24 protein-coding genes are annotated in these 24,942 nt (G+C 66.9%); 17 read left to right on the top strand and 7 right to left on the bottom strand.

Features of this window, described 5'->3' with window-relative positions; all coding sequences use genetic code 11:
• The first annotated feature begins 36 nt into the window (after positions 1-36).
• The 6 genes from E1J61_RS18575 to rmuC all read left to right on the top strand — a co-directional run bounded on the left by E1J61_RS18575 (position 37) and on the right by rmuC (position 6,740).
• Positions 37-576: a hypothetical protein gene (locus E1J61_RS18575; RefSeq protein WP_133095511.1), complete on the top strand. Its 540-nt coding sequence runs from the start codon at positions 37-39 to the stop codon at positions 574-576.
• Positions 577-654: 78 nt separating this feature from the next.
• Positions 655-1,824, top strand: coding sequence for a nicotinate phosphoribosyltransferase (gene pncB, locus E1J61_RS18580; RefSeq protein ID WP_133095512.1), 1,170 nt, complete (start codon positions 655-657; stop codon positions 1,822-1,824).
• A gap of 81 nt (positions 1,825-1,905) precedes the next feature.
• Positions 1,906-2,592 (top strand): lactate utilization protein C, encoded by a 687-nt coding sequence (locus tag E1J61_RS18585; protein WP_133095513.1) that lies wholly within the window; start codon positions 1,906-1,908, stop codon positions 2,590-2,592.
• A gap of 177 nt (positions 2,593-2,769) precedes the next feature.
• On the top strand, positions 2,770-4,206 hold the full coding sequence (locus tag E1J61_RS18590; protein ID WP_133095514.1) for a sodium:proton antiporter: 1,437 nt from the start codon (positions 2,770-2,772) through the stop codon (positions 4,204-4,206).
• 4 nt (positions 4,207-4,210) lie between these two features.
• The gene (locus E1J61_RS18595) at positions 4,211-5,206 is read left to right on the top strand and encodes a D-glycerate dehydrogenase (protein ID WP_133095515.1); all 996 of its coding nucleotides are present in this window, start codon (positions 4,211-4,213) and stop codon (positions 5,204-5,206) included.
• Between the two features lie 37 nt (positions 5,207-5,243).
• Positions 5,244-6,740 (top strand): DNA recombination protein RmuC, encoded by a 1,497-nt coding sequence (gene rmuC / locus E1J61_RS18600; RefSeq protein ID WP_133095516.1) that lies wholly within the window; start codon positions 5,244-5,246, stop codon positions 6,738-6,740.
• A 77-nt stretch (positions 6,741-6,817) separates the two neighbouring features.
• On the opposite strand, the gene E1J61_RS18605 is transcribed toward rmuC, so the two are convergent.
• The 5 genes from E1J61_RS18605 to E1J61_RS18625 all read right to left on the bottom strand — a co-directional run bounded on the left by E1J61_RS18605 (position 6,818) and on the right by E1J61_RS18625 (position 13,705).
• On the bottom strand, positions 6,818-7,099 hold the full coding sequence (locus tag E1J61_RS18605; RefSeq protein ID WP_029046288.1) for a hypothetical protein: 282 nt from the start codon (positions 7,097-7,099) through the stop codon (positions 6,818-6,820).
• A 206-nt stretch (positions 7,100-7,305) separates the two neighbouring features.
• Positions 7,306-8,601, bottom strand: a complete 1,296-nt coding sequence (gene glp / locus E1J61_RS18610; protein WP_133095517.1) for a gephyrin-like molybdotransferase Glp — start codon at positions 8,599-8,601, stop codon at positions 7,306-7,308.
• A 29-nt stretch (positions 8,602-8,630) separates the two neighbouring features.
• Positions 8,631-9,230 carry a molybdenum cofactor guanylyltransferase MobA gene (gene mobA, locus E1J61_RS18615; protein ID WP_133095518.1) on the bottom strand — a complete coding sequence of 200 codons (600 nt, stop codon included), beginning with the start codon at positions 9,228-9,230 and terminating at the stop codon, positions 8,631-8,633.
• Between the two features lie 18 nt (positions 9,231-9,248).
• Positions 9,249-10,373 carry a GTP 3',8-cyclase MoaA gene (moaA, locus tag E1J61_RS18620; protein WP_133095519.1) on the bottom strand — a complete coding sequence of 375 codons (1,125 nt, stop codon included), beginning with the start codon at positions 10,371-10,373 and terminating at the stop codon, positions 9,249-9,251.
• Positions 10,374-10,591: 218 nt separating this feature from the next.
• Entirely contained in the window at positions 10,592-13,705 is a 3,114-nt protein-coding gene (locus E1J61_RS18625) for an Rne/Rng family ribonuclease (protein ID WP_133095520.1), read from the bottom strand.
• A gap of 815 nt (positions 13,706-14,520) precedes the next feature.
• On the opposite strand from E1J61_RS18625, the gene E1J61_RS18630 reads away from it, so the two are divergent.
• Genes E1J61_RS18630 through E1J61_RS18645 form a run of 4 tightly spaced genes read left to right on the top strand, consistent with a single transcriptional unit; the run spans position 14,521 to position 17,833 of the window.
• On the top strand, positions 14,521-15,522 hold the full coding sequence (locus E1J61_RS18630; protein WP_133095521.1) for an RluA family pseudouridine synthase: 1,002 nt from the start codon (positions 14,521-14,523) through the stop codon (positions 15,520-15,522).
• Between the two features lie 30 nt (positions 15,523-15,552).
• Positions 15,553-16,212, top strand: a complete 660-nt coding sequence (locus E1J61_RS18635) for an HAD-IA family hydrolase (RefSeq protein ID WP_133095522.1) — start codon at positions 15,553-15,555, stop codon at positions 16,210-16,212.
• Positions 16,205-16,603 (top strand): Rieske (2Fe-2S) protein, encoded by a 399-nt coding sequence (locus E1J61_RS18640; RefSeq protein ID WP_133095523.1) that lies wholly within the window; start codon positions 16,205-16,207, stop codon positions 16,601-16,603. The genes E1J61_RS18635 and E1J61_RS18640 overlap by 8 nt, the downstream gene beginning before the upstream one ends.
• A gap of 54 nt (positions 16,604-16,657) precedes the next feature.
• Complete coding sequence (locus E1J61_RS18645; protein WP_133095524.1) at positions 16,658-17,833, top strand: S49 family peptidase; 1,176 nt, start codon at positions 16,658-16,660, stop codon at positions 17,831-17,833.
• A 67-nt stretch (positions 17,834-17,900) separates the two neighbouring features.
• On the opposite strand, the gene E1J61_RS18650 is transcribed toward E1J61_RS18645, so the two are convergent.
• Together E1J61_RS18650 and E1J61_RS18655 are read right to left on the bottom strand one after the other, a co-directional pair.
• Positions 17,901-18,632: an SAM-dependent methyltransferase gene (locus tag E1J61_RS18650; protein WP_133095525.1), complete on the bottom strand. Its 732-nt coding sequence runs from the start codon at positions 18,630-18,632 to the stop codon at positions 17,901-17,903.
• Positions 18,633-18,648: 16 nt separating this feature from the next.
• Complete coding sequence (locus E1J61_RS18655) at positions 18,649-19,248, bottom strand: Maf-like protein (protein ID WP_133095526.1); 600 nt, start codon at positions 19,246-19,248, stop codon at positions 18,649-18,651.
• A 195-nt stretch (positions 19,249-19,443) separates the two neighbouring features.
• Between E1J61_RS18655 and E1J61_RS18660 the strand changes: the two genes are divergently transcribed.
• From E1J61_RS18660 to acpP, 7 genes are all read left to right on the top strand, one after another.
• Positions 19,444-20,034: a DUF177 domain-containing protein gene (locus E1J61_RS18660; protein ID WP_133095527.1), complete on the top strand. Its 591-nt coding sequence runs from the start codon at positions 19,444-19,446 to the stop codon at positions 20,032-20,034.
• 117 nt (positions 20,035-20,151) lie between these two features.
• Entirely contained in the window at positions 20,152-20,331 is a 180-nt protein-coding gene (gene rpmF / locus E1J61_RS18665) for a 50S ribosomal protein L32 (RefSeq protein WP_029046300.1), read from the top strand.
• A gap of 163 nt (positions 20,332-20,494) precedes the next feature.
• The gene (plsX, locus tag E1J61_RS18670; RefSeq protein ID WP_133095528.1) at positions 20,495-21,574 is read left to right on the top strand and encodes a phosphate acyltransferase PlsX; all 1,080 of its coding nucleotides are present in this window, start codon (positions 20,495-20,497) and stop codon (positions 21,572-21,574) included.
• Between the two features lie 52 nt (positions 21,575-21,626).
• Positions 21,627-22,607: a beta-ketoacyl-ACP synthase III gene (locus tag E1J61_RS18675; protein ID WP_133095529.1), complete on the top strand. Its 981-nt coding sequence runs from the start codon at positions 21,627-21,629 to the stop codon at positions 22,605-22,607.
• A 78-nt stretch (positions 22,608-22,685) separates the two neighbouring features.
• Positions 22,686-23,615 (top strand): ACP S-malonyltransferase, encoded by a 930-nt coding sequence (gene fabD, locus E1J61_RS18680; protein WP_133095530.1) that lies wholly within the window; start codon positions 22,686-22,688, stop codon positions 23,613-23,615.
• 61 nt (positions 23,616-23,676) lie between these two features.
• Entirely contained in the window at positions 23,677-24,426 is a 750-nt protein-coding gene (gene fabG, locus E1J61_RS18685; protein ID WP_133095531.1) for a 3-oxoacyl-ACP reductase FabG, read from the top strand.
• A 182-nt stretch (positions 24,427-24,608) separates the two neighbouring features.
• On the top strand, positions 24,609-24,848 hold the full coding sequence (gene acpP, locus E1J61_RS18690; protein ID WP_008644813.1) for an acyl carrier protein: 240 nt from the start codon (positions 24,609-24,611) through the stop codon (positions 24,846-24,848).
• Positions 24,849-24,942 lie beyond the last annotated feature (94 nt).

A 24,942-nucleotide genomic window follows, 5' to 3' on the forward strand; every position in this document is an offset into this window, starting at 1 on the left:
CCTGAGTGCCACATGCCTCCACGCCGGGAGATTCGTATGCCACGCCAGCTTCGTGATTGCCGCCGCGCCGCCTTGCTATCCCTGCTTGTGATGCTGGCGGCATTTCCGGCGATGATACCGACCGCCGCTGCGCAAGCCCTGGTCCAGCCGGGCATGGCGGACAGCGTGGTGTCCCGGCTGGTGGCATGGCGCGCGCGATCGGAGGCGCCGGTTGCCTTGCCCGCATTGACCGGCTTCGACTGGGACTACTTCACCGTGACCGATTCCCCCGCGGGCGATGCCATCGCCCATTGCGGCCGTGCCGGCCTGATGCCTTGCGGACCCGAGTTGAACCCGAAACCGGGGGACCGGATGCAGGTGCTGCGCTTCGAGCGCGCGGGCGCGGCGGTCTACACCGAGCGCATCCTTGCCGAGGACGGCGCCTTCGCCGAGCCGCTGCCGCAACGCGTGCCGCGCAGTGCCGCCACGCTGGTGTCGTGCCCCGGGAGCGACGGCCGCGCGCTGTGGTGCCTGCAGGGCAGGACGGCCGGCAAGCCGGTCCTGCGCGCGCCGCAGCCGTTCCTCGACGGCGCTTGAACGCCTGTCAGCGCCCCGGACGCGCGCCGTCTCGGTTAGCATGTCAGCCTGACCCGGCACATCGCCTTCTGGCTAGCCATGATTATCCAGTCTCTGCTCGACACCGACCTGTACAAGTTCACGATGATGCAGGTGGTCCTGCACCAGTTTCCGCAGGCGCAGGTCGAATATCGCTTCAAGTGCCGCAACGCCGGCGTCGACCTGACGCCGTATATCGATGAGATCCGTGCCGAGATCGCGCACCTGTGCCAGTTGCGCTTTACCGATGACGAACTCGCCTACCTGCGCGGCCTGCGCTTCATCAAGAGCGATTTCATCGACTTCCTCGGCCTGTTCCACCTGAACGAGAAGTACGTGTCGGTGCGCGAGGCGCCGCAGGGCAACGGCGAGATCGAGATCTCGATCATCGGCCCCTGGCTTCATACCATCCTGTTCGAAGTGCCGGTGCTGGCGATCGTCAACGAGGTCTACTTCCGTCGCACCCAGCCGCGGCCTGACCTGGCCGTCGGGCGCAGCCGGCTGGAGAACAAGCTGGCGCTGCTGCAGCCGCCGGAATTCGCCGATTGCGTCATCGCCGACTATGGCACGCGCCGGCGCTTCTCGCGCGACTGGCAGGAAGAGGTGCTGCTGACCATGCGGCGCGAGCTCGGTTCGCAGCTGGCCGGCACCAGCAACGTCCATTTCGCCCGCCTGCACAACATGGTGCCGCTCGGCACGATGGCGCACGAATACCTGCAGGCCTGCCAGGCGCTGGGGCCGCGCCTGCGCGATTCGCAGGTGTACGCGCTCGAACGCTGGGCGCGCGAGTACCGTGGCGACCTTGGCATCGCGCTGTCAGATACCTATGGCTTCGATGCCTTCCTGCGCGACTTCGACCTGTACTTCTGCAAGCTGTTCGACGGCGTGCGCCATGATTCGGGCGACCCGATCGTTTGGGGCGAGCGCATGGTGGCGCATTACGCCGCCAACCGCGTCGACCCGCGCACCAAGACGCTGATCTTCAGCGACAGCCTGGACGTGCCGCGCGTGATCGAGCTGTTCCAGCGCTTCCACGGCCGCTGCCGGCTGGCCTTCGGCGTCGGCACCAACCTGACCAACGATCTCGGCTACACGCCGCTGCAGATCGTGATCAAGATGGTGCGCTGCAATGGCCAGCCCGTGGCCAAGCTGTCGGACACGCCGGAAAAGACCATGTGCGACGATGTCGGCTACCTGTCCTACCTGCGGCAGGTGTTCTCGGCGCAGTAGGCATTGCGGGATGCCGGTGCGCCGTGCCATGCCGCGGCAACTATAATCGGCGCATCCTTGCCAACCGCACTGCCAGGCCCTATGGAAACCAACGACGCCCGCGACCGCATCTTTGCCCGCATCCGTGCCGCACAAGGCAGGCCGCGCCAGCCCACGCAGGGCGAACGCGCCGCGGTGGCCGATTACCTCGCGCGCCATCCGCAAGGCCCGCGCCCGATGCCGGCCGCCGATCTCGTCGAAGCCTTCGTGCAGCAGGCCCAGCGCATGGCGTCTACGGTCGACCGTGTCGCCACCATGGACGAAGTGCCGGCGGCAGCGCGACGTTATCTGGACAGCCTGAACCTGGTGCAGCGCGCCGTGGCATGGGATGCGCTGGGCACGCTGCCATGGCAGGCGGCCGGCATCGCGGTCGAATGCCGGCCGCCGCTGCGCGAGGTCGAGGCCGACCGCGACCATGGCGACCTGGTCGGCATCACCGGCTGCTTCTGTGCGATCGCCGAGACCGGCTCGCTGATGCTGCTATCGGGGCCGGCGACTTTCGCCTCCGCGGCGCTGCTGCCGGAAACGCATATCGCGGTGGTGCCGCGCTCGCGCGTGGTCGCCGGTCTGGAAGACGCCTTTGCGCTGGTGCGCAGCGAACGCGGCGAGTTGCCGCGCGCGACCAATATCATCAGCGGCCCGTCGCGCACCGGTGATATCGAACAGACCATCGTGCTGGGCGCGCATGGTCCGTATCGCGTGCATGTGATCGTGGTCGAGCAGGCTTGATCCATGGGGCAGAACGGACATAAGAATCGCCTGTAAACGCGCAGCAAACGCGCGACGCAGCACGATCGCGCGAGGAGTCTGGATTACACTTGCAGGCTTGCCGTGCGAGCCCGCACGCCGTTCGTTGCGGGGGCTCGATGCACCATGAACGCTGCATTCCCGAGGAGATCCTGCCTGATGCGACGTGCTTTCGTACCGTTGCCGATGCTGACCATGCTGGCAGCTGTCTTTGCTGTCTTCCCTGTGGCCGCGCATGCCGCGGACATAGAGGGGGCCGCACTGTCGCCGCTATGGGGCCTGCCGTTTGCCGGCATCCTGCTGTCAGTCGCGCTGTGGCCTCTGCTCGCGCCCAAGTTCTGGCACCACCACTATGGCAAGATCTCCGCGGGCTGGGGGCTGCTGTTCCTGCTGCCGTTCGCCGCGGTGTTCGGCACGCATGCGGCCGCCGCCAGCGCGGTGCATGCGCTGCTCGCCGAGTACATCCCCTTCATCTCGCTGATCGCTTCGCTCTATATCGTCGCGGGCGGCATCTGCGTGCGCGGCAACCTGCACGGGACACCGCGGCTCAATACGGGCATCCTGGCGCTGGGTACCCTGCTGGCAAGCTTCATGGGGACTACCGGCGCGGCCATGCTGCTGATCCGTCCGTTGCTGCGCGCCAATGACAACCGCCGGCATGTGGCGCACGTGGTCGTGTTCTTTATCTTCCTGGTGGCAAATGCCGGCGGCTCGCTGACGCCGCTGGGCGATCCGCCGTTGTTCCTTGGCTTCCTGAAGGGCGTGGACTTCTTCTGGACCATGCGCAACATCTACCTGGAGACGCTGTTTATCTGCGCGGTGCTGCTGGTGGTGTTCTACCTGGTCGACCGCCATTACTACCGCAACAAGGAAGAAGAACTGCCGCAGCGGAACGATCCCACGCCGGACTCCCACGGCATCACGATCGACGGCAAGATCAACTTCGTGCTGCTGCTGGCCCTGATCGGCCTGGTGCTGATGAGCGGGCTGTGGCAGCCGGCCATCTCGTTCAACGTCTTCGGCACCGACGTGCCGCTGCAGGCGGCGGTGCGCGATGCGCTGCTGATCGTGGTGGCGGTGGTGTCGCTGCTGGTCACGCCGCACACCGCGCGCGCGGGCAACGAGTTCAACTGGGAGCCGATCCTGGAGGTCGGCAAGCTGTTCGCAGGGATCTTCCTGACCATCATCCCGGTGATCGCCATGCTCAAGTCCGGCACAGATGGCGCCTTTGCCGGCGTAATTCGCGCGGTCAGCGACGGCAACGGGCAGCCGGTCGACAGCATGTATTTCTGGGCGACCGGGCTTCTGTCGTCGTTCCTGGACAATGCGCCGACCTACCTGGTGTTCTTCAACACCGCCGGCGGCGATGCCGCCACGCTGATGACGCGCGACGCCTCGACCCTGGCCGCGATTTCCGCCGGCGCGGTGTTCATGGGCGCCAATACCTATATCGGCAACGCGCCCAACCTGATGGTCAAGGCCATTGCCGAGAACCGCGGCGTGCGCATGCCGAGCTTCTTCGGCTACATGCTGTACTCGGGCATTTTCCTGATGCCGCTGTTCGTCATCATGACCTTCCTCTTCTTCCATGTGTGATGCCATGAAGCCGTCCGTCCTTGTCACCCGCGCCATCTATCCCGAAGTGATCGACCGCCTGGCGCAGTATTTCGATGTCGACGACAACCAGCAGGACGCGGTGCTTGATGCCGCCGCGCTGAAGGCCCGGCTGGCCGGCAAGGCCGGCGTGCTGGCCAACGCCGCCGACCGCATCGACGCGGACCTGGTTGCCGCGCTGCCGTCGCTGCGCGCGGTGTGCAACATGGCCGTCGGCTACAACAACCTCGACGTGCCGGCACTGACCGCCGCGGGCATCGTCGCCACCAACACGCCCGACGTGCTGACCGAGACCACCGCCGACTTCGGCTGGGCGCTGCTGATGGCCACCGCGCGCCGCGTCACCGAGTCCGAGCACTACCTGCGCGCCGGCAAGTGGCAGCGCTGGAGCTACGACATGCTCGTCGGCATGGATTTATACGGCAGCACGCTCGGCATCCTTGGCATGGGCCGCATCGGCCAGGCGCTGGCGCGCCGTGCCAGCGGGTTTGGCATGAGCGTGCTGTACCACAACCGCAGCCAGCTGCCGGCGGACACCGAGCGCACGCTCAACGCCCGCTATGTCAGCAAGGAGGAACTGCTGCGCCAATCCGACCACCTGCTGCTGGTGCTGCCTTATGGCCCGCAGAGCCACCATGCCATCGGCGCCGCCGAGCTGGCGCTGATGAAGCCGACGGCGACGCTGGTCAACCTCGCGCGCGGCGGCATCGTCGACGACGCAGCGCTGGCGCAGGCGCTGCGCGACAAGCGCATCTTCGGCGCCGGGCTGGATGTGTTCGAGGGCGAGCCCAGTGTCCATCCTGACCTGCTGACGGTGCCCAACGTCGTGCTGACGCCGCATATCGCCAGCGCCTCGGAAAAGACCCGCCGCGCCATGGCGACGCTGGCCGCCGACAACCTGATCGCCGCGCTCGACCAGGGCCCGCAGGCCGGCCATCCGCCCACCGTGATCAACCCTGAAGTCATGCCGGGCCGCCGCTGAGGCGCGCCCGCTTGTCCGTCGCTCAACCTGTTGCTGCATGTCCTTGATTCCGTACCTGACGCTGGCCGTGGCGCTGCTCGCGGTCGTCCTGCTGGTGATCGTGCTGTTGCGCCAGCAGGCCGCCTCGCCCGGCGCCGAACTGGCCCGCCAGCTTGCCGAATTACGCGTCGAAGGGGCGCGCGGCATGGAGCGCGTGGAGCGTGAGGTCCGTACCGATGTAGCCGAGGCCGCGCGCGGCAACCGCGACGAGTCGGCCCAGCAGATGCTGCGCTTCCAGCAGGCGCTGTCGTCGCAGCTGACCGGCATTGCCACGCTGCAGAACAACCAGATCGACACCTTCGCGCAGCAGCTCGCCAAGCTGACCGGGTCCAACACGCAGCAGCTCGAGCACGTACGCCAGCACCTGATGCTGCAAGGCCAGCAGGCGCGCGACGAACAGGCGGGAGCGCTGCGCCGCTTCGGCGACGGCCTGCAGCAGCAGCTGGCGCAGATGTCCGAAGCCAACGAGCGCCGGTTGGCGGAAGTGCGCGCCACGCTGGAGCAGAAGCTGCGCGACATCGAGGCCAACAACGCGGCCAAGCTGGAGGAGATGCGCCGCACCGTTGACGAGAAGCTGCATGCGACGCTGGAGCAGCGCCTGGGCGAGTCGTTCCGGCTGGTCTCGGATCGCCTCGAGCAGGTGCATCGCGGGCTGGGCGAAATGCAGGCGCTGGCGCAGGGCGTGGGCGACCTGAAGAAGGTGCTGACCAACGTGAAGTCGCGCGGCACCTGGGGCGAAGTCCAGCTTGAGATGCTGCTGGAGCAGATGCTGACGCCGGACCAGTACGGCAAGAACGTCGAAACGGTGCGCAACTCTGGCGCGCGGGTGGAATTTGCCATTCGTCTGCCCGGCAAGGCCGCGGGCGGCGGTGGCGACGGCGGCACGCCGGTGTGGCTACCGGTCGATGCCAAGTTTCCCAAGGAACAGTACGAGCGGCTGGTCGATGCGCAGGAGCGCGGTGACCCGGACGGCGTCATCGCCTTCGGCCGCGAACTGGAAGTTGCCTTGCGCCGAGAGGCGCAGACCATTGCCGAAAAATACCTGGCGCCGCCACAGACTACCGATTTCGCCATCCTGTTCCTGCCGACCGAAGGGCTGTATGCCGAAGTGTTGCGGCGACCAGGCCTGACCGACCTGCTGCAGCGCGACTATCGCGTTACCGTGGCGGGCCCGACCACGCTGACCGCGCTGCTGAACAGCCTGCAGATGGGCTTCCGCACGCTGGCGCTAGAGAAGCGCTCGAGCGAAGTGTGGGAGGTGCTGGGCGCAGTCAAGACCGAGTTCGGCAAGTTCGGCGACGTGCTGGCCAAGACCCGCGACACGCTCGAGCGCGCGGCGCGCAATATCGAGCAGGCCGAGGTGCGCACGCGCCAGATGGCGCGCAAGCTGCGGACGGTGGAAGCGCTGCCGGGCGATGCCGCGCAGCAGTTGCTGGGACTGAACGGGGTGGAGACGGTGGAGGCGGCGCAGACGCCGGATGACAGCGGCGGTTGAGCGCCTGCCGGTGCAGGGAACGCCCGCAACGCGGGCGAGGCGGCCGGCAGCCCGCCGGCCCGTGCATCAGCGAAGGTTCAGCGGTCGTCTTCGGGCGCCAGCTCGCGCACGTGGACTTCGATGCCGCCAAAGCGGGCAGCCACCCAGTTGTAAGCCTTGCACGCCAGCCACAGCAGGCCGAAGCCGATCAGCGCATTCAGGATGATCGCGCTGAAGACCGTGATCGCAGGCAGGTCGCCGTAGCGGATAAAGGTAACGAACAGCCCCAGCGAGACGATCGGCAGGGAGAAGCACAGGTAGACCAGCACCAGCGCGCGGGCGGTCTTCACGGGGTGGAGGTAGGCGATCTCCTGATTCATGACTGGGGATAACTTGATTGTTGCTGAATCGTGCGCCAAGTGTAGCGACTGCCCGACCCCAAGCATAGTCCGCTGCCCACGGCAAGGCTGAAAGCCAAGCGCCGGACGCGTCACGGCGGCAAATGTGCAGCACAAATACGACACATTGCCGCCGCAGCGATGCGGCCGGCCTTCTTGCCGTGCTCAGATCAACCTCAGAGCAACCCTCAGATCAGCCCGTCGAACAGCATGACCTCGACCGGATCGCCGGCCTTGACCGAGTCATGCTCGTGGCCGAGCACGATAAAGCAGTTGGCTTCGCTCATCGAGCGCAGCACGCCTGAGCCCTGCTGGCCGGTGATGCGCACTTCCCACTGCCCGTCAGCCGCGCGGCCCAGGATACCGCGCTGGTATTCGGTGCGGCCGGGCTTCTTGCGGATCGCCTGCGCGCTGCGCACTTGCAGCAGCGGCAGCGGCGGCACGCTGGCACCCATCAATCGGTGCAGCGCCGACCGCACGAAGTGGTAGAAGGTGACCATCACCGCGACGGGGTTGCCCGGAAGGCCGAACAGCAGCGCCGAATCGCGGCCCTCGCTGCTGCCAATACGCCCGAACGCCATTGGCCGGCCCGGGCGCATGGCGATCTTCCAGAAGGTGACATCCCCCAGGCGTGCCATGATCTGCTTGGTGTAGTCGGCCTCGCCGACCGAGACGCCGCCCGAGGTGATGACCGCATCGGCGCTTTCGCAGGCAGTGCGGAAAGCCGTTTCCAGCGCCTCGGGGTCGTCGCGCACCACGCCCATGTCGAGCAGTTCGACGTTCATCCGGCGCAGCATGCCGTGCAGCGTATAGCGGTTCGAGTCGTAGACGCAGCCAGCGTCCAGCGGTTCGCCGATCGAGCGCAGTTCATCGCCGGTGGAGAAGAAGGCCACGCGCAGCCTCCGGCGCACGCGCACTTCGGCGATGCCCAGCGAGGCCAGCAGGCCCAGGTCGGCGGGCTGGACGATGCGGCCGGCCGGCAGCGCGGCCTGGCCGCGGGCCAGGTCTTCGCCGCGCAGGCGGCGGTTGTCGCCGGCGCGCACGCAGTCGGCGGCAAAGCGGATGCGGGCGCCGTCGGCCACCATTTCGACGAATTCCTGCGGCACCACCGTGTCGCAGCCGGCCGGCATTACCGCGCCGGTCATGATACGTACCGCCTGCACGGCCGTGGGCGCGAGCGCACCGGCGCCGCCGGCGAAGGCGCTGCCGATCACTTCAAGCTCGACCATGTCAGTCTGCGCGGCGGCGAGCGCTTCGCTGCAGAAGGCGTAGCCATCCATGGCCGAATTGTCATGGGCCGGCACGTCGATGGTCGAGACGATGTCCTCGGCCAGCACGCGGTCGAGCGCGCTGCGGATCGGCAGCTGTTCGATGCCGCGCACCGGCTCCACCACCTCGCCGATGATGCGGTTGGCCTGGTCCACCGGCAGCGCGGTGGGATCGTAGTCGGACAGGCAGGAAATGACGGATTGCAGGGAAGGCATGGTGGCTCGGCGGCGGGTGATTGCGGCGACTAGCGGCTTTCGTGCGTGCGCAGTTCGTCCAGCGTGTTGATATTGGCGAAGGCCGCGGCGTCGTCGAACATCACCTCGGCCAGCCGGTGCGAGGCGGCCCAGGTCTCGATCTTGCGGCCGCCGCCGGAAAGATACGCGACCAGGCTGTCCAGCGCGCTGACCGGCATCAGGCAGAACACGGGTTGGGTCTGGCGCTTGCCGGTTTCATCCAGCGTCACCGGGATCGCCAGTTCCGCGCCCTCGGACTCGATGGCCTGCGCCAGCCGCGCCACGAGGTCGGTGGGGAGAAAAGGCGAGTCGCATGGCGCCGTCACCATCCAGGATGTGCCGCACTGTTCCAGTCCCGCAAGCATGCCGGCCAGCGGCCCGGCGAAATCGGGCACGGTGTCGGTGTAGACCGGAACGCCGAACGATTCATAGGCAGCCAGGTTGCGGTTGGCGTTGATGATCAGGCCGCCGACCTGCGGGCCAAGGCGCATCATCGTATGCATCGCCATGGGCGTTCCGTGCAGCGGCTGCAGCCCCTTGTCGGTGCCGCCCATGCGGCTGCCCCTGCCGCCTGCGAGAATCAGGCCGGTGATGTCGTCGCGTGCAATCATGAAGGTGCGGCGGCGGGTTCAGCCGCCGATGTAGGACATCTCGATCTTGCGCTCGGCGCGTGCCTGGCGCACCGCCGGGTCGCCGCGCTGCTCGGAATAGTTGTCGGTGCGCCCCTGCCATACCTGCGCGATCGCGTTCGAGATCTCCAGGTCGCTGTAGCCGCCGCGCAGCAGCGCGCGCAGGTCATAGCCCTCGGTGGCGAACAGGCACAGGTAGAGCCGGCCCTCGGTGGACAGCCGGATGCGGCTGCAATCGCCGCAGAACGCATGGGTAACGCTGGAGATCACGCCGATTTCACCGCTGCCGTCGCGATAGCGCCAGCGTTCGGCGGTCTCGCCGCTGTAGTTGGCCTGCACGGGTTCCAGCGGGAACTCGGCATCGATGCGGCGCACGACCTCGGCCGAGGGCAGCACCTCGTCCATCTGCCAGTGGTTGCTGGCGCCGACATCCATGAATTCGATATAGCGGACGATGATGCCGCTGTGGCGGAAATGGCGCGCCATCGGCACGATTTCCTGGTCGTTGGTGCCGCGCTTGACCACCATGTTGACCTTGATCGGCGCCAGTCCAACGGCCTGCGCGGTCTCGATGCCGTGCAGCACGTCGGCGACGGCGAAGTCGACGTCGTTCATGCGGCGGAAGGTGGCGTCGTCGATCGCATCGAGGCTGACGCTGACGCGCGTCAGGCCGGCGTCGCGCAGCGAGCGCGCCTTGCGCGCCAGCAGCGAGGCATTGGTAGTCAGCGTCAGGTCGAGCGGCTTGCCGGAGACGGTCTCGATCTTTGCCAGCATCTCGACCAGGTGCTCGATATTCTTGCGCAGCAGTGGCTCGCCGCCGGTCAGGCGGATCTTCTCGACGCCGTGCGCGACGAACAGGCGCGCGGTGCGCTCGATCTCTTCAAAGCTGAGCAGTTCTGAGTGCGGCAGGAAGGTGTAGTCCTTATCGAACACTTCCTTCGGCATGCAGTAGACGCAGCGGAAGTTGCAGCGGTCTGTCACCGAGATGCGCAGGTCATGCAGCGGCCGGCCGCGGGTATCGGCCACCAGGCCGGTGGGCGGTTCCAGCTTGCCGGGGATGCGCGGCGTCATCGAGTGGTAGCGATGGTCGCGCAGGTCGAAGATCGGAATGACGGATTCGGTCATGGCCTGTGGGTGGGCGCTGCTGCTCCGGCGAGTGGCCTGCCAAGGCCGGGCCGGGGGACTTCGGAAGCCCGGATGCATTTGCTGCCATTCTAGCCGAGTGGGCGCCCGGGGAGCCGCATTCCCGCGAATCTCGGGGATTTGGCGCGCATGAAAAAGGGACAGCCAAGGCTGTCCCCTCTGCAGCGAACGCGGGTGCCAGCGGCGGCACCCGGGCAGGCTTACTGCTGCGACGCCATGTCCACTTCGCGACGGCTGGTTTCGACCAGGATCATCGGACCCTGAGGCAGTGGCGGCAGCGGCTTGCGCTCGCGCGGCACGCGCGGCGCCGGCACGATGCGTGCAGCCGCTTCCTGGGCGGAGCGCAGCTTGTCGGCATCGGTGTGGACCCACTGCAGGCCGGCGCCGGCGAGCATCGGCTCGAGGCTTTCCATCGCGACCGGCGCGGCGGCCGGTTCCGCGGCGGGCGCGGCCACGGCAGGGGCGGGTTCCACGGCTGCGGCCACGACCGGCTCGGCCACGGCTTCGGCGGCGATCGCCTCGGTCACGGCTGCGGCGGCTTCCGCTTGCGCGGCCACGGCGGCCGGGGCGGGTTCGGCCACGGGTGCGGCTACCGGGGCCGGTGCCGCTGCCGGTTCAGTGGCGGGGGCAGGGGTCACGCCTTCCGGCACGGCGATGCGGATCGCTTCGACGCTTTCCGCCGCGGCAACAGCAACAGCTGCCTGCGGTGCCGGCTCGGCTTGCGGTGCGGCCTGGGAAGCGGCTTGCGGAGCCGCCTCGGCGGCCTCGGCGGTCACCGGAGCGATGCCTTCGGCGGTCTCGGCAGCGCCTTCCTGAGCGACTTCGCCTTCACCTTGCGTGCCCTGGCCGGCTTCGTCGCGCTCGCGGCGATAGCGGTTGCGGCCACGACGGTTACGGCGGCGGCGCTCTTCGCCCTCGGCGGTTTCGGCGAATCCTTCGGCACCTTCCGGCAGTTCGGCGCGCACGGCTGGCGCTTCGTCCGCGGCGGCTTGCGGCAGCACGCCCAGCGCCTGGGCGGCGGCTACGGCTTCCGGCTGCGGCGCTTCGCCGGCTTCGGCTTCACGCAGGTCGCTGCGCTCGCGCTGGCGATCGCGCTGACGCTCGCGGCGTTCCTGGCCGCGTTCCTGGCCACGTTCGCGGCGGCCTTCCTGGCGGGCTTCGGCGCGCTCGCCCTGGGCACGTTCGCCCTGGGCGCCTTCAGCCTGGCGGGCGACGGCCGGAGTGGCCTGGCCTTCCTGCTGGCGCGGCTGGCGGCCCTGGCGCTCGCCACGGCCTTCGCGTTGTTCGCCGCGCTCGCCTTGCTGGCGCTCGCCACGCTCGGCACGCTCACCGCGCTCTGCACGCTGACCGCGAGGCTGGCGGTCACCGCGTTCCTGGCGCTCGCCACGTTCGCCGCGCTCGGCACGTTCGGTACGTTCACCGCGCTCGCCACGTTCGGCCCGCTCGCCGCGCTGGCCACGGCCTTCGCCGCGCTGGCCGCGCTCGCGGCGGCCTTCGCCACCGCGGCTTTCGGCGGCCGCCACCGGCTTGGCCGGCTCAACCACCGGCGCAGGCGCCGGGCGCGCGCCGAACAGGCCCTTCAGCCAGGCGATGAAGCCGCCGGCTTCCACCGGCTTGGTGGCAGGGACGGGCGGAGCTGCCGGGGCGGCTTCCGGACGCGGGGCGCGCTCCGGACGCGGCACGGAAACCGGAGCCGGCTGTTCCGGCGTGATCCCCTTGACCGCCGCTTCCTGGCGCGGCTTGGCTTCTTCCTTGCGGCGGCTGCTGTAGCTGGTGTCGGCTTCCAGCTCCTTGGCCGCAGCCTCGGCCATCTTGTAGCTGGCGGTGCTGTCTTCCAGGCGCGGGTCGTCGTGGCGCAGGCGCTCCAGCTTGTAGTGCGGCGTTTCCAGGTGCTTGTTCGGGATCAGCAGCACGTTGACCTTGAAGCGCAGCTCGATCAGGTTGATTTCCTGGCGCTTCTCGTTCAGCAGGAAGGCGGCAACCTCCACCGGCACCTGGCAGTGGATGGCGGCGGTGTTTTCCTTCATCGCCTCTTCCTGGATGATGCGCAGGACCTGCAAGGCGGACGATTCGGTATCGCGGATGTGGCCCGTGCCATTGCAGCGCGGGCAAGTGATGTGCGAGCCCTCCGACAGCGACGGGCGCAGGCGCTGGCGCGACAGCTCCATCAGGCCGAAGCGGCTGATCTTGCCCATCTGCACGCGCGCGCGGTCGTGGCGCAGCGCGTCCTTCAGGCGCGTTTCCACGTCCTTCTGGGCCTTGCCCGATTCCATGTCGATGAAGTCGATCACGATCAGGCCGCCCAGGTCGCGCAGGCGCAGCTGGCGGGCAATTTCGTCAGCGGCCTCGAGGTTGGTGCGCAGCGCGGTTTCCTCGATGTCGGCGCCCTTGGTGGCGCGGGCCGAGTTCACGTCCACGGACACCAGTGCCTCGGTGTGGTCGATCACGATGGCGCCGCCGGACGGCAGCATGACCATGCGCGAGTAGGCCGACTCGATCTGGTGCTCGATCTGGAAACGGGAGAAGAGGGGCACGTCGTCCCGGTACTTCTTCACGCGGTTCATGTTGTCAGGCATCACCACGCTCATGAAGGCGCGGGCCTGTTCGTAGATCTCGTCGGTATCGATCAGGATCTCGCCGATATCCGGCTGGAAGTAATCGCGGATGGCGCGGATGACCAGGCTCGATTCCAGGTAAATCAGCAGCGGGGCCTTGTTGTCGCCGGCGGCGCCATCGATGGCCTTCCACAGCTGCAGAAGGTAGTTCAGGTCCCACTGCAGTTCCTCGGCCGAGCGGCCGATGCCCGCGGTCCGGGCGATGATGCTCATGCCTTCCGGCACGGTCAGCTGCGCCATGGTCTCGCGCAGCTCCTGGCGGTCTTCGCCCTCGATGCGGCGCGACACACCGCCGCCGCGCGGGTTGTTCGGCATCAGCACCAGGTAGCGGCCGGCCAGCGAGATAAAGGTGGTCAGGGCCGCGCCCTTGTTGCCGCGCTCTTCCTTCTCGACCTGGACGATCAGTTCCTGGCCTTCATGCAGGGCATCCTGGATGCGCGCGTTGCGCACGTCGATGCCTTCCTTGAAGAAGGCGCGGGCAACTTCCTTGAACGGCAGGAAGCCGTGGCGCTCTTCGCCGTAGTTGACGAAGCAGGCTTCCAGCGAGGGTTCGATGCGGGTGATGACACCCTTGTAGATATTGCCCTTGCGCTGTTCGCGCCCGGCAGTCTCGATGTCGATGTCGATCAGTTTCTGACCGTCGACGATGGCGACGCGCAGTTCCTCCTGTTGCGTCGCGTTGAACAGCATGCGTTTCATCGCAATACCTCACTCCGGTGCCGCGGTTGCACCGTCTGGGCGGTGTCCGCGGCGATTCATGGAGCACGCGAGGGAGCGAGCGAAGGCGCGAGAATTGCCGGAAAGCGCCGTTTCGCGCAAAGGCGAGCGGCTGGGCGCGGGTGAAAGAGAGGCGATGACGTCGGGGTAACGTCCGTGGGGCGGGAGAGGGCGCCGGCGGCTGCTCTGGCAGACACTGGCGCGTTCCCGTTCCGGAGGCGATGCATTTCGCCGGCATGACCGGCTCCGGCGCGGCGCCGGCGGCATCGCGGCCGGGCCGCGGAAGGCCTAGACGCGTCAAAGAGCAAATTTTTCGGACACGGCAAGGCTGCCGATGCTGCCTGACATCTCCTGGCGGGCGCACCTACTACTTCTTGGAGTTCTGCGACCGGGCGCCGGTATTTCCAGTCAGGCGGCAGGCTGGCCTGCCGGCCGGCACCGTTTCCCGGTGCAGGCGGGACTTCTCTCACCGAAGCGGATGCCGGCAGGGGCATCCACTCTTAAATTCTGTTTTACCTGAACACTCTGTTCCCACGTCATCGTTTGCTGCGCCGAAGCCTCCTATGGGCGACTTCCTGCGTGCCGGCGATATCGTGCGTGCTGCTATTACCGCCATTTGGCCGTCTGGCGCCCGCGCGGATCACGCAATGAAGCGGCGCAGGGCGGAAGACGTGCCGGGCTGGCGGCGACCCCAAGTGTAGAATGCGGTCAATCCAAGATTAATCACGGGATTGATCGCTTACACAGGTCTTGCGCTGCCGGCCCCCGGCCGGAACAGCGAGGAAATTATATTGAAAATGAATGAGTTACGCCATCAAATTGAAAAGCCTGCCGATGTAGCGCCGGCAAGCCCGCAGGTGGCGTATGTCACGATTGACGAAGGCTCCGAAGGCCAGCGCATCGACAACTTCCTGTTGAAGGTGGCCAAGGGCGTACCCAAGAGCCATATCTACCGGGTATTGCGGTCGGGCGAAGTGCGCGTCAACAAGGGCCGTATCGATGCCACTTATCGTCTGCAGTCGGGGGACGTGGTGCGGATCCCGCCGATGCGTGTGGCGACTCCGTCGCAATCCGGGGCGCAGCCGGTGCCGGCCAGCGAGTTTCCCGTGCTGTTCGAGGACGCGCAGCTGCTCGTGGTGAACAAGCCCGCCGGCGTGGCGGTCCATGGCGGCTCGGGCGTTGCCTTCGGCGTGATCGAGCAGCTGCGCCAGGCCCGGCCGCAGGCCAAGTTCCTCGAGCTGGTGCACCGGCTCGACCGGGAGACCTCCGGCATCCTGGTGCTGGCCAAGAAGCGCTCGGCGCTGGTCCACCTGCATGAGCAGATCCGCGGCAACAGCATGGACAAGCGGTATTTCGCCTGCGTGGCCGGGGAATTCCCGAACAACCGCCAGCACGTGAAGCTGCCTCTATATAAGTACACCACGCCCGACGGCGAGCGACGCGTGCGGGTACAGGCCGACGGGCTGGCGTCGCACACGGTATTCAACCGGATCGAGGCGTTTCCCGGCTTTACCTTGCTGGAAGCCGAGCTGAAGACCGGCCGGACGCACCAGATCCGCGTCCACCTGGCCCATTCGGGATTCCCGATCGTCGGCGACGAGAAGTACGGCGATTTCCCCCTGAACAAGTCACTGGCGCGTTCCGCTGCGAATCCCGGCATCAGGCGCATGTTCCTGCACGCCCACCGGCTGGTGTTCGTCCACCCGGCAACGGGGCAGACGCTGGCCGTCGAGGCGCCGCTGCCGGACGAATGCGTCGGATTCCTGCAACAATTGCGACAGCTGCGCGCCCCGGAGTAGGGCCGCGCAATCAATGCCACAAGGACAACCATGGCCAGGCAACAATTTGACCTGATCGTTTTCGACTGGGACGGGACGCTGATGGACTCGACCCCGACCATCGCCAAGTGCATCCAGCTCGCCAGCCGTGACCTGGGCCTGCCCGTGCCGGACGACAGCGCGGCCAGCCATGTGATCGGGCTGGGGCTGAAGGATGCATTGTCGTATGCCGTGCCGACGCTGGACCCGGTCGACTACCCGCGCCTGGCGGAACGCTACCGCTACCACTTCCTGACCCGCGACGCCGACCTGGTGCTGTTCGACGGCGTGCGCGAGATGCTGGAAGCGCTGCGCGCCGAGCACTATTTCCTCGGCGTCGCCACTGGCAAGACCCGCGTCGGCCTGCAGCGCGCGCTCGCCGTCAGCGGCCTGACGCAGCTTTTCGACGCCACCCGCTGTGCCGACGAAACCTTTTCCAAGCCGCATCCGGCCATGCTGCAAGAGCTGACGCGTGAGCTGGGACAGGACATGGAGCGCACCGTCATGGTGGGCGACACCACCCATGACCTGCAGATGGCGGTCAATGCCGGCGCTGCGGGCATTGGGGTGTGTTATGGCGCACATCCGGGCGACTCGCTGCGGGCGATGGCGCCGGTGCATTGCGCCACGTCGATCGCCGACCTGACCGACTGGCTGCTGACCCATGCCTGAGAGCGCGGCCGGCCAGGGGGCGGTGCGGCTGTGCGCCGCGGCAGACCTGGAAGAGGGCGGCCTGGGGGTGCGCTTCCCGGTGGTGCTGGACAGCCGCGAAATCGGCGCCTTCGTGGTGCGCTTCGACGGTGCCGCGCATGGCTACCTGAACCAGTGCGCGCACGTGCCGATGGAGCTCGACTGGCAGGAGGGGCGGTTCTTCGATAGCTCGGGCCTATACTTGATGTGCGCCACACATGGCGCGGTTTATGCGCCGGACAGCGGCGAGTGCGTCGGCGGTCCCTGCCGCGGCGCGGCGCTGGCCAAGCTGCGCATCGAAGAGCGCGATGGCCAGGTTTACTGGTTTCCCGAGGGTCCGTACCGGGCCGCCGCGCAAGCGCACGGCGCCTAATGACGGGCGGCCTGGCCGCCCGTTCTGTTTCCAAGCCTTCCACGAGCGAGTTGCATGACAGAAGAGCAGAAGCCGCCTATTGGTCAACCGGGAGCATCGGGCGAATCGCCTGAGCCCGGGCAGGACGATGCGAACCGGCCCGAGTCCGAACGCCTGGTCACCGCGAAGCAGGCCGACTATCCGCTGGAAAGCGAACTGCGCGCCGGCGACGATGCGGCGCGGCGAGAGCAGCGCCAACGCAAGGCCCGCATGGCTGGGGATGCCGGAGCGGCCGGGAGCGGTCCGGTGGGCGCGGCCGGCTGGGAGCGCGATGTCCTGGAAAAGGTGCTGACGGCATCGCTGCGCGAGCAGCGCGCCGCACGCCGCTGGCGCATCTTCTTCCGCTTCGTCGGACTGGGCCTGTTGGCGCTGATCTTCATCGCGCTGTTCGATTTCAAGGGCGACGGCATCAACACGTCCGGCCGCCATACCGCGATGGTCACGCTGGAGGGCGAGATCGCGGCCGGTACGCCGGCCGGCGCCGAGTCGATCAATGCCTCGCTGCAGGCGGCATTCGCCGACACCAATGCCGCCGGCGTGATCCTCAAGATCAACTCCCCAGGCGGCTCGCCGGTGCAGGCCGGCATCATCAACGATGAGATCCACCGGCTGCGCGGACTCTATCCATCCAAGCCGTTCTATGTCGTGGTCGAGGAAATCTGTGCCTCGGGTGGCTATTACGTGGCTGCGGCGGCCGACAAGATCTATGTCGACAAGGCCAGCATCGTGGGCTCGATCGGCGTGCTGATGGATGGTTTCGGCTTTACCGGCCTGATGGACAAGCTGGGCGTAGAGCGCCGGCTGTACACCGCGGGCGCCAACAAGGGCATGCTCGACCCGTTCTCGCCGCAGATGCCCAGGCAGAAGGCCTACGCCGAGACCATGCTCAAGGAAATCCACGAGCAGTTCATCGACGTGGTGAAGGAGGGCCGGGGCGACCGGCTCAAGGATGACCCGGAGCTGTTCTCCGGCCTGTTCTGGTCGGGCGAGCGCAGCATCGAACTAGGCCTGGCCGACGCGCTGGGGACCGCCGATTCGGTCGCGCGCGACGTGCTCAAGGCCGAGGATATCGTCGACTATACGGTCAAGGAAAACATCGCCGAGCGCGTGGCCAAGCGCTTTGGCGCCGCGGTCGGCACCGCGGCGATGAAGACCATGCTGTGGAGCACGCGCCCGCAGGGCATGCACTGAGGCGGCGCGAGTCGCCAGATGAAAGAAAGGGGCGCCGTTGCGCCCCTTTCTGCATTTTCCGGCGTCTTCAGGCCGCCAGCAGCGAGAAGATCGCAGGCCGCTTGTGCAACGCAAGCCGGTCTGCCTTCCACGCCGACAGCGGCAGCGTGACGATGGTTTCGGTCGGCAGCGTCAGGTCAACCGCCACCGACAGCAGCGTGGTGCCGGCGCAATGCTCGCGCATGGCTTCGAGCAGCGCCGCGTTGCGGTACGGCGTTTCGATGAACACCTGCGTCTGGCTGGCCTTGCGCGAACGCTGTTCCAGCTCGCGCAGCCGCTGCGCGCGTTCGCCGGCATCGACCGGCAGGTAGCCGTTGAAGGCAAAGCTCTGGCCGTTCAGGCCCGAGCCCATCACCGCCAGCAGGATCGAGCTGGGCCCGACCAGCGGCCGCACCCGGATGCCGCGCGCATGCGCCAGCCGCACCAGCTCGGCGCCAGGATCGGCCACCGCCGGCACGCCGGCTTCGGACAGCAGGCCACCGTCGCGGCCGGCCTGGATCGGCGCGAGCAGCTCGGCCAACGCGTCGGCGCGGGTGTTGACGTTCAGCTCGCGGATCTCGATCTGCTGGATCGGGCGTGCCAGCGGGGTGCTTTCGCCCAGCTTCTTCAGGAAGGCGCGGGCGGTCTTGGCGTTTTCGGCGACCAGGTAGTCGAGCCCGGCTGCGATCTGCTGCACGCCGGCGGGAATGACTTCGACCAGCGGATCGGCTTCGTCGCGCTTGCCGAGGGTATTGGGGATCAGGAAAAGATTGCCGCTCATGGTTGGCTCCGGTGCGTCATGCCGCGAGCAGCGGGTAGCCCGCCTGGCGCAGCATGCCGGTCAGCGCGATCAGCGGCAGGCCGACCAGCGCCGTGGGATCGTCGGACTCGACGCGCGCGAGCAGCGTGATGCCCAGCCCCTCGGACTTGGCGCTGCCCGCCACGTCGTAGGGACGTTCCAGTTGCAGGTAGGCTTCGATCTCCGCGTCGCTCAGGTCGCGCATGGTCACGCGCGTCTGTACGTCGGCCAGTTGGGCGGTGCCGGTGCGCCCGTCCAGCAGGCACAGCGCCGAATGGAAGATGGCGGTGCGTCCGCGCATGCGGCGCAGCTGCGCGACGGCCTTATCGTGCACGCCGGGCTTGCCCATCTGCGCCCCGTCCAGCGTCAGCACCTGGTCCGAGCCGATCACCAGCGCACCCGGATGGCGCGCCGCGATGGCCTCGGCCTTGCGCTGCGACAGGCGCAGGGCGGTAGCCTCCGGCGCTTCGCCGCCGAGCGGGGTTTCGTCGATGTCCGGGATGGCCACTTCAAAGGGGATGCGCAGCCGCTCGAGCAGCTCGCGGCGGTAGGGCGAGCCGGAGCCAAGGATCAGCCTGGGGCGGGGGTCTTGATGCATAAGTGATTGAAGCGTAACAGGAATGAGGCAAGGTTTGCGTGGCAAGACCTTTGACCTCCACAAGGTTTACGTCGTATAATCGCGCGTTTTGCCGCATCCGCACTTGGGCGCTGTGCCGCCAATGTGCGCGGCCGCTGTCAGCGCAGGCGTGGGATGTGGCGAGCCAGTCATTGCAATACGACGGGAGCCACGCACATGACCCAGCCAATTGACCTGCGCGCGCTCGATCTCTTCGCGTTCTGCCGCAAGAGCGAAAGCCTGAGCGGCGACGTGGCGGTGCGGGATTTGCCGCGCATCTTAGCCGAGACCGCCGCGCAAGCGCCAGCCTCGGCCCCCGAAGAGACGTTTGCCTATACGGCCACCGGCTTCGTTCGCGAAGAGGCGGCCGAGCCGGGCGCCCCGGTGGTGCGGCGGCTGTTTCTCGATGTGACCGTCAAAGGCCGGATGTGGCTGGATTGCCAGCGCTGCCTGACGCCTTATGCCGAGCCGGTCGATACGGCTACGCGCTTCGAGGTGGTGGAGAGCGAAGAGGCGGCCGATGCCGCGCCGATGGACGACGACGATGTCGACGTGATCGCCGGCTCCAAGCGTTTTTCGCTGCTGGAACTGATTGAAGATGAAGTGCTGCTGGCGCTGCCGGTGGCCCCCAAGCATGACGCCTGCCCGTCGGTGCACGAAAGCCTCGTGACCGGCACGGACGGCGAGGCCCAGCCCGAAGCTGAGCCAGAGGAAGAAAAGCGGCCGTCGCCCTTTGCGGCGCTGGCCGGCCTGAAGAACAAGCACTGAGGCCAACCGGGCCGAGGGCGTGTTCCGCAGGTGGTAGTTGAAGCATCCGGCCGGGCCCCGGCTACGCCTTGGGCGGGATGCGTGTGTTAATATTGAAAAATTCTCGAAGGAGTCATCATGGCTGTTCAACAGAACAAGAAGTCGCCGTCCAAGCGCGGCATGCATCGTTCGCACGACCACCTGACGGTCGCCCCGCTGGCCGTCGAGCCGACCACCGGCGAAACCCACCTGCGTCACCACGTCAGCCCGAACGGCTACTACCGTGGCCGCAAGGTCATCAAGACCAAGAACGACTGATAGCTTCGTGGCGTGACATTGCGTCTCGCTCGCGCATGCCTGTAAGTCGGACACAAGACGGTCAGACACAAAAAAGCGGCAAGATCGTTGCCGCTTTTTTGTTGGGCGCTCGGGACAACCGCCGGGCGTGGTGTGCGCTGCCGCGCTATCCGTACCAGGAACAATGACGATCAAAATCGCTATCGACTGCATGGGCGGCGACCACGGCGTGTCCGTGACCGTGCCCGCGGCGATCAGTTTTCTATCCCGCTACGACGATGCCGAAATGGTGCTGGTGGGCCTGCCGGACGCCATCCGGGCGCAGCTGAAAAAGCTGCATGCGCTCGATCATCCGCGTGTGAGCATCGTCGAGGCCACCGAAGTCATCACCATGGATGACCCGGTCGAGGTGGCGCTGCGCAAGAAGAAGGATTCTTCGATGCGCGTGGCCGTCACCCAGGTCAAGGAAGGCCACGCCGGTGCCTGCATCTCCGCCGGCAATACCGGCGCGCTGATGGCGGTGTCGCGCTATGTGCTGAAAACGCTCGAGGGCATCGAGCGGCCGGCCATTGCCACCACCATCCCGAACCAGGAAGGCTGGGGCACCACCGTGCTGGACCTCGGCGCCAACGCGGACTGCGAGCCCGAACACCTGCTGCAGTTCGCCCGCATGGCCGAGGCCATGGTCGCCGTGGTGGACCACAAGGACCGCCCGACCGTCGGCCTGCTGAACATCGGCGAGGAAGTCATCAAGGGCAACGAGGTGGTCAAGCGCGCCGGCGAACTGCTGCGTGCTTCCGAGCTCAATTTCTACGGCAACGTGGAAGGCAACGACATCTTCAAGGGAACGACCGATATCGTCGTCTGCGACGGCTTTGTCGGCAATGTGGCGCTCAAGAGCACCGAGGGCCTCGCCAAGATGATCGGCGGCATGATCAAGGAAGAATTCACCCGCTCGTGGTTCACCAAGCTGCTCGCGGCGGTGGCCATGCCGGTGCTGTCGCGGCTCGCCAAGCGGCTTGACCCGGCGCGCTACAATGGTGCGTCGCTGCTGGGCCTGCGCGGCCTGGTGATCAAGAGCCACGGTTCGGCCGATGCCCATTCTTTTGAGTGGGCAATCAAACGCGGGTATGATGCCGCCAAGAATGGCGTGATTCCCCGTATCGCACGGGCTTTCGCCGATAAGTCCAGCGCCGCTGGCGTGGCGCTGGCCGCCCCGGAGACAGACGCGCCCAGCGCGCATCCCAGTACCCACCCCGCTTGAGCGCCTTGCGCACCAGCCGGCGGGAACTGCGGTCCATACGATCCGACACTACATGACCAAGTACGCAAAAATCATCGGTACCGGGAGCTACTTGCCCCCGCGGCGCGTGACCAACCATGATCTGGCGGCGCAGCTTGCCGAAAAGGGCATCGAGACCAGCGACGAGTGGATCGTCTCGCGCAGCGGCATCTCGGCGCGCCACTGGGCCGAGCCCGACGTGACCAGCAGCGACCTGGCGGTCAAGGCCGCCGAGCGGGCCATCGAGGCCGCCGGCATCGACCGGCAGAGCATCGACCTGATCATCGTCGCCACGTCTACGCCGGACTTCGTCTTCCCCAGCGCCGCCTGCATGGTGCAGGAAAAGCTGGGCATCACTAACCACTGCGCGGCATTCGACCTGCAGGCGGTGTGCTCGGGCTTTGTCTATGCGCTGGCCACGGCCGACAAGTTCATCCGCAGCGGCTCGCACCGCAACGTGCTGGTGATCGGTACTGAAGTGTTCTCGCGCATTCTGGATTTCAACGACCGTACCACCTGCGTGCTGTTCGGCGACGGCGCCGGCGCAGTGGTGCTGACCGCTTCTGAAGAGCCTGGCATCCTGTCGAGCGCCATGCACGCGGACGGCAGCCACGTCGACATCCTGTGCGTGCCCGGCAATGTCTCGGGCGGCAATATCACCGGCAACGCCTTCCTGCAGATGGATGGCCAGGCTGTGTTCAAGCTTGCCGTGAACGTGCTCGACAAGGTCGCGCGCGAAGCCATGGAACTGGCGGCCATGCAGCCTGAGCAAATCGACTGGCTGATTCCGCACCAGGCCAATATCCGCATCATGCAGGGCACGGCCAAGAAGCTGGGCCTGCCCGCCGAGCGCATGGTCGCCACCGTGCACGAGCACGGCAATACTTCGGCCGCGTCGATCCCGCTGGCGCTCGACGTCGCCGTGCGCGACGGCCGCATCCGCCCGGGCCAGACCGTGCTGATGGAAGGCGTCGGCGGCGGCTTCACCTGGGGCGCGGTGCTGCTGCGCATGTAATTCGCAGCCGGTGCCCGGTGCGCGCCAATGCCGCGCGCCGCCGCGCCAGCTTCCCGTTCCATAAAGGGTTCCAATCCGATGAAATTCGCTTTCGTATTTCCCGGCCAGGGTTCGCAGTCGGTCGGCATGCTCAATGCCTTTGCGGATAACGCCGTCGTGCGCGCCACCGTGGAAGAAGCCTCGGCCGCGCTGGGCCAGGATCTCGGCCGCTTGATCGCCGATGGCCCCGCTGAAGAACTGAACCTGACCACCAATACCCAGCCGGTGATGCTGACCGCAGCCGTGGCGGTCTACCGCGCGTGGCTGGACGCAGGCGGCCCGGCTCCGGCCCTGGTGGCCGGCCACAGCCTGGGCGAGTACTCGGCGCTGGTGGCCGCGGGCGTGATCCCGTTTGCCGACGCGGTGCCGCTGGTGCGTTTCCGCGCGCAGGCCATGCAGGAAGCCGTGCCGGTGGGCGAGGGCGGCATGGCCGCAATCCTGGGCCTGTCCGATGACGACGTCCGCGCCGCGTGCGCCGAAGCGGCTGCCGCCGGCGTGGTCGAAGCCGTCAACTTCAACGCCCCGTCGCAGGTCGTGATCGCCGGCCACAAGGGCGCGGTCGAGAAGGCATGCGAGATCGCCAAGGCCAAGGGCGCCAAGCGCGCGCTGCCGCTGCCGGTGTCGGCGCCGTTCCATTCGTCGCTGCTCAAGCCCGCTTCGGACCGCCTGCGCGAGCGGATGGCCGGGCTGGCGTTCGCGTCGCCGTCGATCCCGCTGGTGAACAACGTTGACGTTGCGATCGTCAATGATCCGGAAGCGATCAAGGACGCGCTGGTGCGCCAGGCCGCGGCGCCGGTGCGCTGGGTCGAGTGCGTGCAGAAGATGGCTGCCGAGGGTGTCACCCATGTGATCGAATGCGGCCCGGGCAAGGTGCTGGCCGGCATGACCAAGCGCATCGACGGCAACCTGACCGGCGGCGCGATCTTCGATCCGGCCTCGCTGCAGGACACGCTGGCCCTGCTGAAGTAAGCGCAGCGAAGTCAGCCCAGGTAGTCAGTCCAGGACAAAAGAGCACGAAAGGACATTCTGCATGACCAAACTTCTCGATAACCAGGTTGCGCTGGTCACCGGCGCCTCGCGCGGCATCGGCCGCGCCATCGCGCTGGAACTTGCCCGCCAGGGCGCCACCGTGATCGGCACCGCCACCAGCGAGTCCGGCGCCGCCGGCATCACCGAATACCTCGGCGCCGAAGGCCTGAAGGGCAAGGGCGCGGTGCTGAACGTCAATGACGCGGCCGCTTGCGATGCCCTGATCGATGAGATCGTGAAGACCCACGGCGGCATCGGCGTGCTGGTCAACAATGCCGGTATCACGCAGGACCAGCTGGCGATGCGGATGAAGGACGAGGACTGGGTCGCGGTCATCCAGACCAACCTGACCTCGGTATTCCGCCTGTCGCGCGCGGTGCTGCGCCCGATGATGAAGGCGCGCCAGGGCCGTATCATCAATATCACTTCGGTGGTCGGCTCGGTCGGCAACCCCGGCCAGATGAACTACTCGGCCGCCAAGGCCGGCGTGGCCGGCATGACCCGCTCGCTGGCCGCCGAGATCGGCAGCCGCAACGTGACCGTCAACTGCGTTGCGCCGGGTTTCATTGATACCGACATGACCAAGGCGCTGTCCGAAGAGCAGCATGCTTCGCTCAAGCAGCAGATTCCGCTGGGCCGCCTGGGGCAGCCCGAGGATATCGCCAACGCGGTGGCCTTCCTGGCCGGTCCGCAAGCCGCCTACATCACCGGCACCACGCTGCATGTGAATGGCGGGATGTACATGAATTAATCGGCTTTTTGGGTGGCGCTTTTCCGGCGAGAAGCCGGAAGAAGCCGCCTGAAGCCGTAGTGAAGTCGTAGTTTTCCGAACCAAACGGGCGCGATTCTTGCAAAGCTTGGCAGGCGGCATTTCTGTCGTCCCAAACCTGCTAAAATGCGCCCACTTTTTGTCGAACTTCCCTGGAGGGTTACATGGACAATATCGAACAACGCGTCAAGAAAATCGTGGCAGAACAGCTTGGCGTGGCCGAGGCAGACATCAAGAACGAATCCTCGTTCGTGAACGACCTCGGTGCGGACTCGCTGGACACGGTTGAACTCGTGATGGCGTTGGAAGATGAATTCGGCATGGAAATTCCCGATGAGGAAGCCGAAAAGATCACGACCGTGCAACAGGCTATCGACTACGCCACCGCGCACGTCAAGGCCTGAGCCCGTCGTATCTGAATTCCGAGCCACAGAAGGCAGGTGGGCGGGCCGTCGCGGCCATGCCTTGCTGTTTTCTGTGGCTTTCGTCTGTTCGAAG

Source organism: Cupriavidus sp. L7L (assembly GCF_004353535.1).
Lineage (GTDB): Bacteria > Pseudomonadota > Gammaproteobacteria > Burkholderiales > Burkholderiaceae > Cupriavidus > Cupriavidus oxalaticus_A.

Coding starts and splice junctions, on each gene's coding strand:
- E1J61_RS18675 (WP_133095529.1), top strand. CDS start 21,627: ATGACCAAGTACGCAAAAATCATCGGTACCGGGAGCTACTTGCCCCCG.
- E1J61_RS18655 (WP_133095526.1), bottom strand. CDS start 19,248: ATGCATCAAGACCCCCGCCCCAGGCTGATCCTTGGCTCCGGCTCGCCC.
- E1J61_RS18630 (WP_133095521.1), top strand. CDS start 14,521: ATGAATGAGTTACGCCATCAAATTGAAAAGCCTGCCGATGTAGCGCCG.
- E1J61_RS18605 (WP_029046288.1), bottom strand. CDS start 7,099: ATGAATCAGGAGATCGCCTACCTCCACCCCGTGAAGACCGCCCGCGCG.
- E1J61_RS18595 (WP_133095515.1), top strand. CDS start 4,211: ATGAAGCCGTCCGTCCTTGTCACCCGCGCCATCTATCCCGAAGTGATC.
- glp (WP_133095517.1), bottom strand. CDS start 8,601: ATGCCTTCCCTGCAATCCGTCATTTCCTGCCTGTCCGACTACGATCCC.
- E1J61_RS18645 (WP_133095524.1), top strand. CDS start 16,658: ATGACAGAAGAGCAGAAGCCGCCTATTGGTCAACCGGGAGCATCGGGC.
- fabG (WP_133095531.1), top strand. CDS start 23,677: ATGACCAAACTTCTCGATAACCAGGTTGCGCTGGTCACCGGCGCCTCG.
- E1J61_RS18635 (WP_133095522.1), top strand. CDS start 15,553: ATGGCCAGGCAACAATTTGACCTGATCGTTTTCGACTGGGACGGGACG.
- E1J61_RS18590 (WP_133095514.1), top strand. CDS start 2,770: ATGCGACGTGCTTTCGTACCGTTGCCGATGCTGACCATGCTGGCAGCT.
- plsX (WP_133095528.1), top strand. CDS start 20,495: ATGACGATCAAAATCGCTATCGACTGCATGGGCGGCGACCACGGCGTG.
- acpP (WP_008644813.1), top strand. CDS start 24,609: ATGGACAATATCGAACAACGCGTCAAGAAAATCGTGGCAGAACAGCTT.
- moaA (WP_133095519.1), bottom strand. CDS start 10,373: ATGACCGAATCCGTCATTCCGATCTTCGACCTGCGCGACCATCGCTAC.
- E1J61_RS18575 (WP_133095511.1), top strand. CDS start 37: ATGCCACGCCAGCTTCGTGATTGCCGCCGCGCCGCCTTGCTATCCCTG.
- pncB (WP_133095512.1), top strand. CDS start 655: ATGATTATCCAGTCTCTGCTCGACACCGACCTGTACAAGTTCACGATG.
- rmuC (WP_133095516.1), top strand. CDS start 5,244: ATGTCCTTGATTCCGTACCTGACGCTGGCCGTGGCGCTGCTCGCGGTC.
- mobA (WP_133095518.1), bottom strand. CDS start 9,230: ATGATTGCACGCGACGACATCACCGGCCTGATTCTCGCAGGCGGCAGG.
- rpmF (WP_029046300.1), top strand. CDS start 20,152: ATGGCTGTTCAACAGAACAAGAAGTCGCCGTCCAAGCGCGGCATGCAT.
- E1J61_RS18660 (WP_133095527.1), top strand. CDS start 19,444: ATGACCCAGCCAATTGACCTGCGCGCGCTCGATCTCTTCGCGTTCTGC.
- E1J61_RS18650 (WP_133095525.1), bottom strand. CDS start 18,632: ATGAGCGGCAATCTTTTCCTGATCCCCAATACCCTCGGCAAGCGCGAC.
- E1J61_RS18625 (WP_133095520.1), bottom strand. CDS start 13,705: ATGAAACGCATGCTGTTCAACGCGACGCAACAGGAGGAACTGCGCGTC.
- fabD (WP_133095530.1), top strand. CDS start 22,686: ATGAAATTCGCTTTCGTATTTCCCGGCCAGGGTTCGCAGTCGGTCGGC.
- E1J61_RS18640 (WP_133095523.1), top strand. CDS start 16,205: ATGCCTGAGAGCGCGGCCGGCCAGGGGGCGGTGCGGCTGTGCGCCGCG.
- E1J61_RS18585 (WP_133095513.1), top strand. CDS start 1,906: ATGGAAACCAACGACGCCCGCGACCGCATCTTTGCCCGCATCCGTGCC.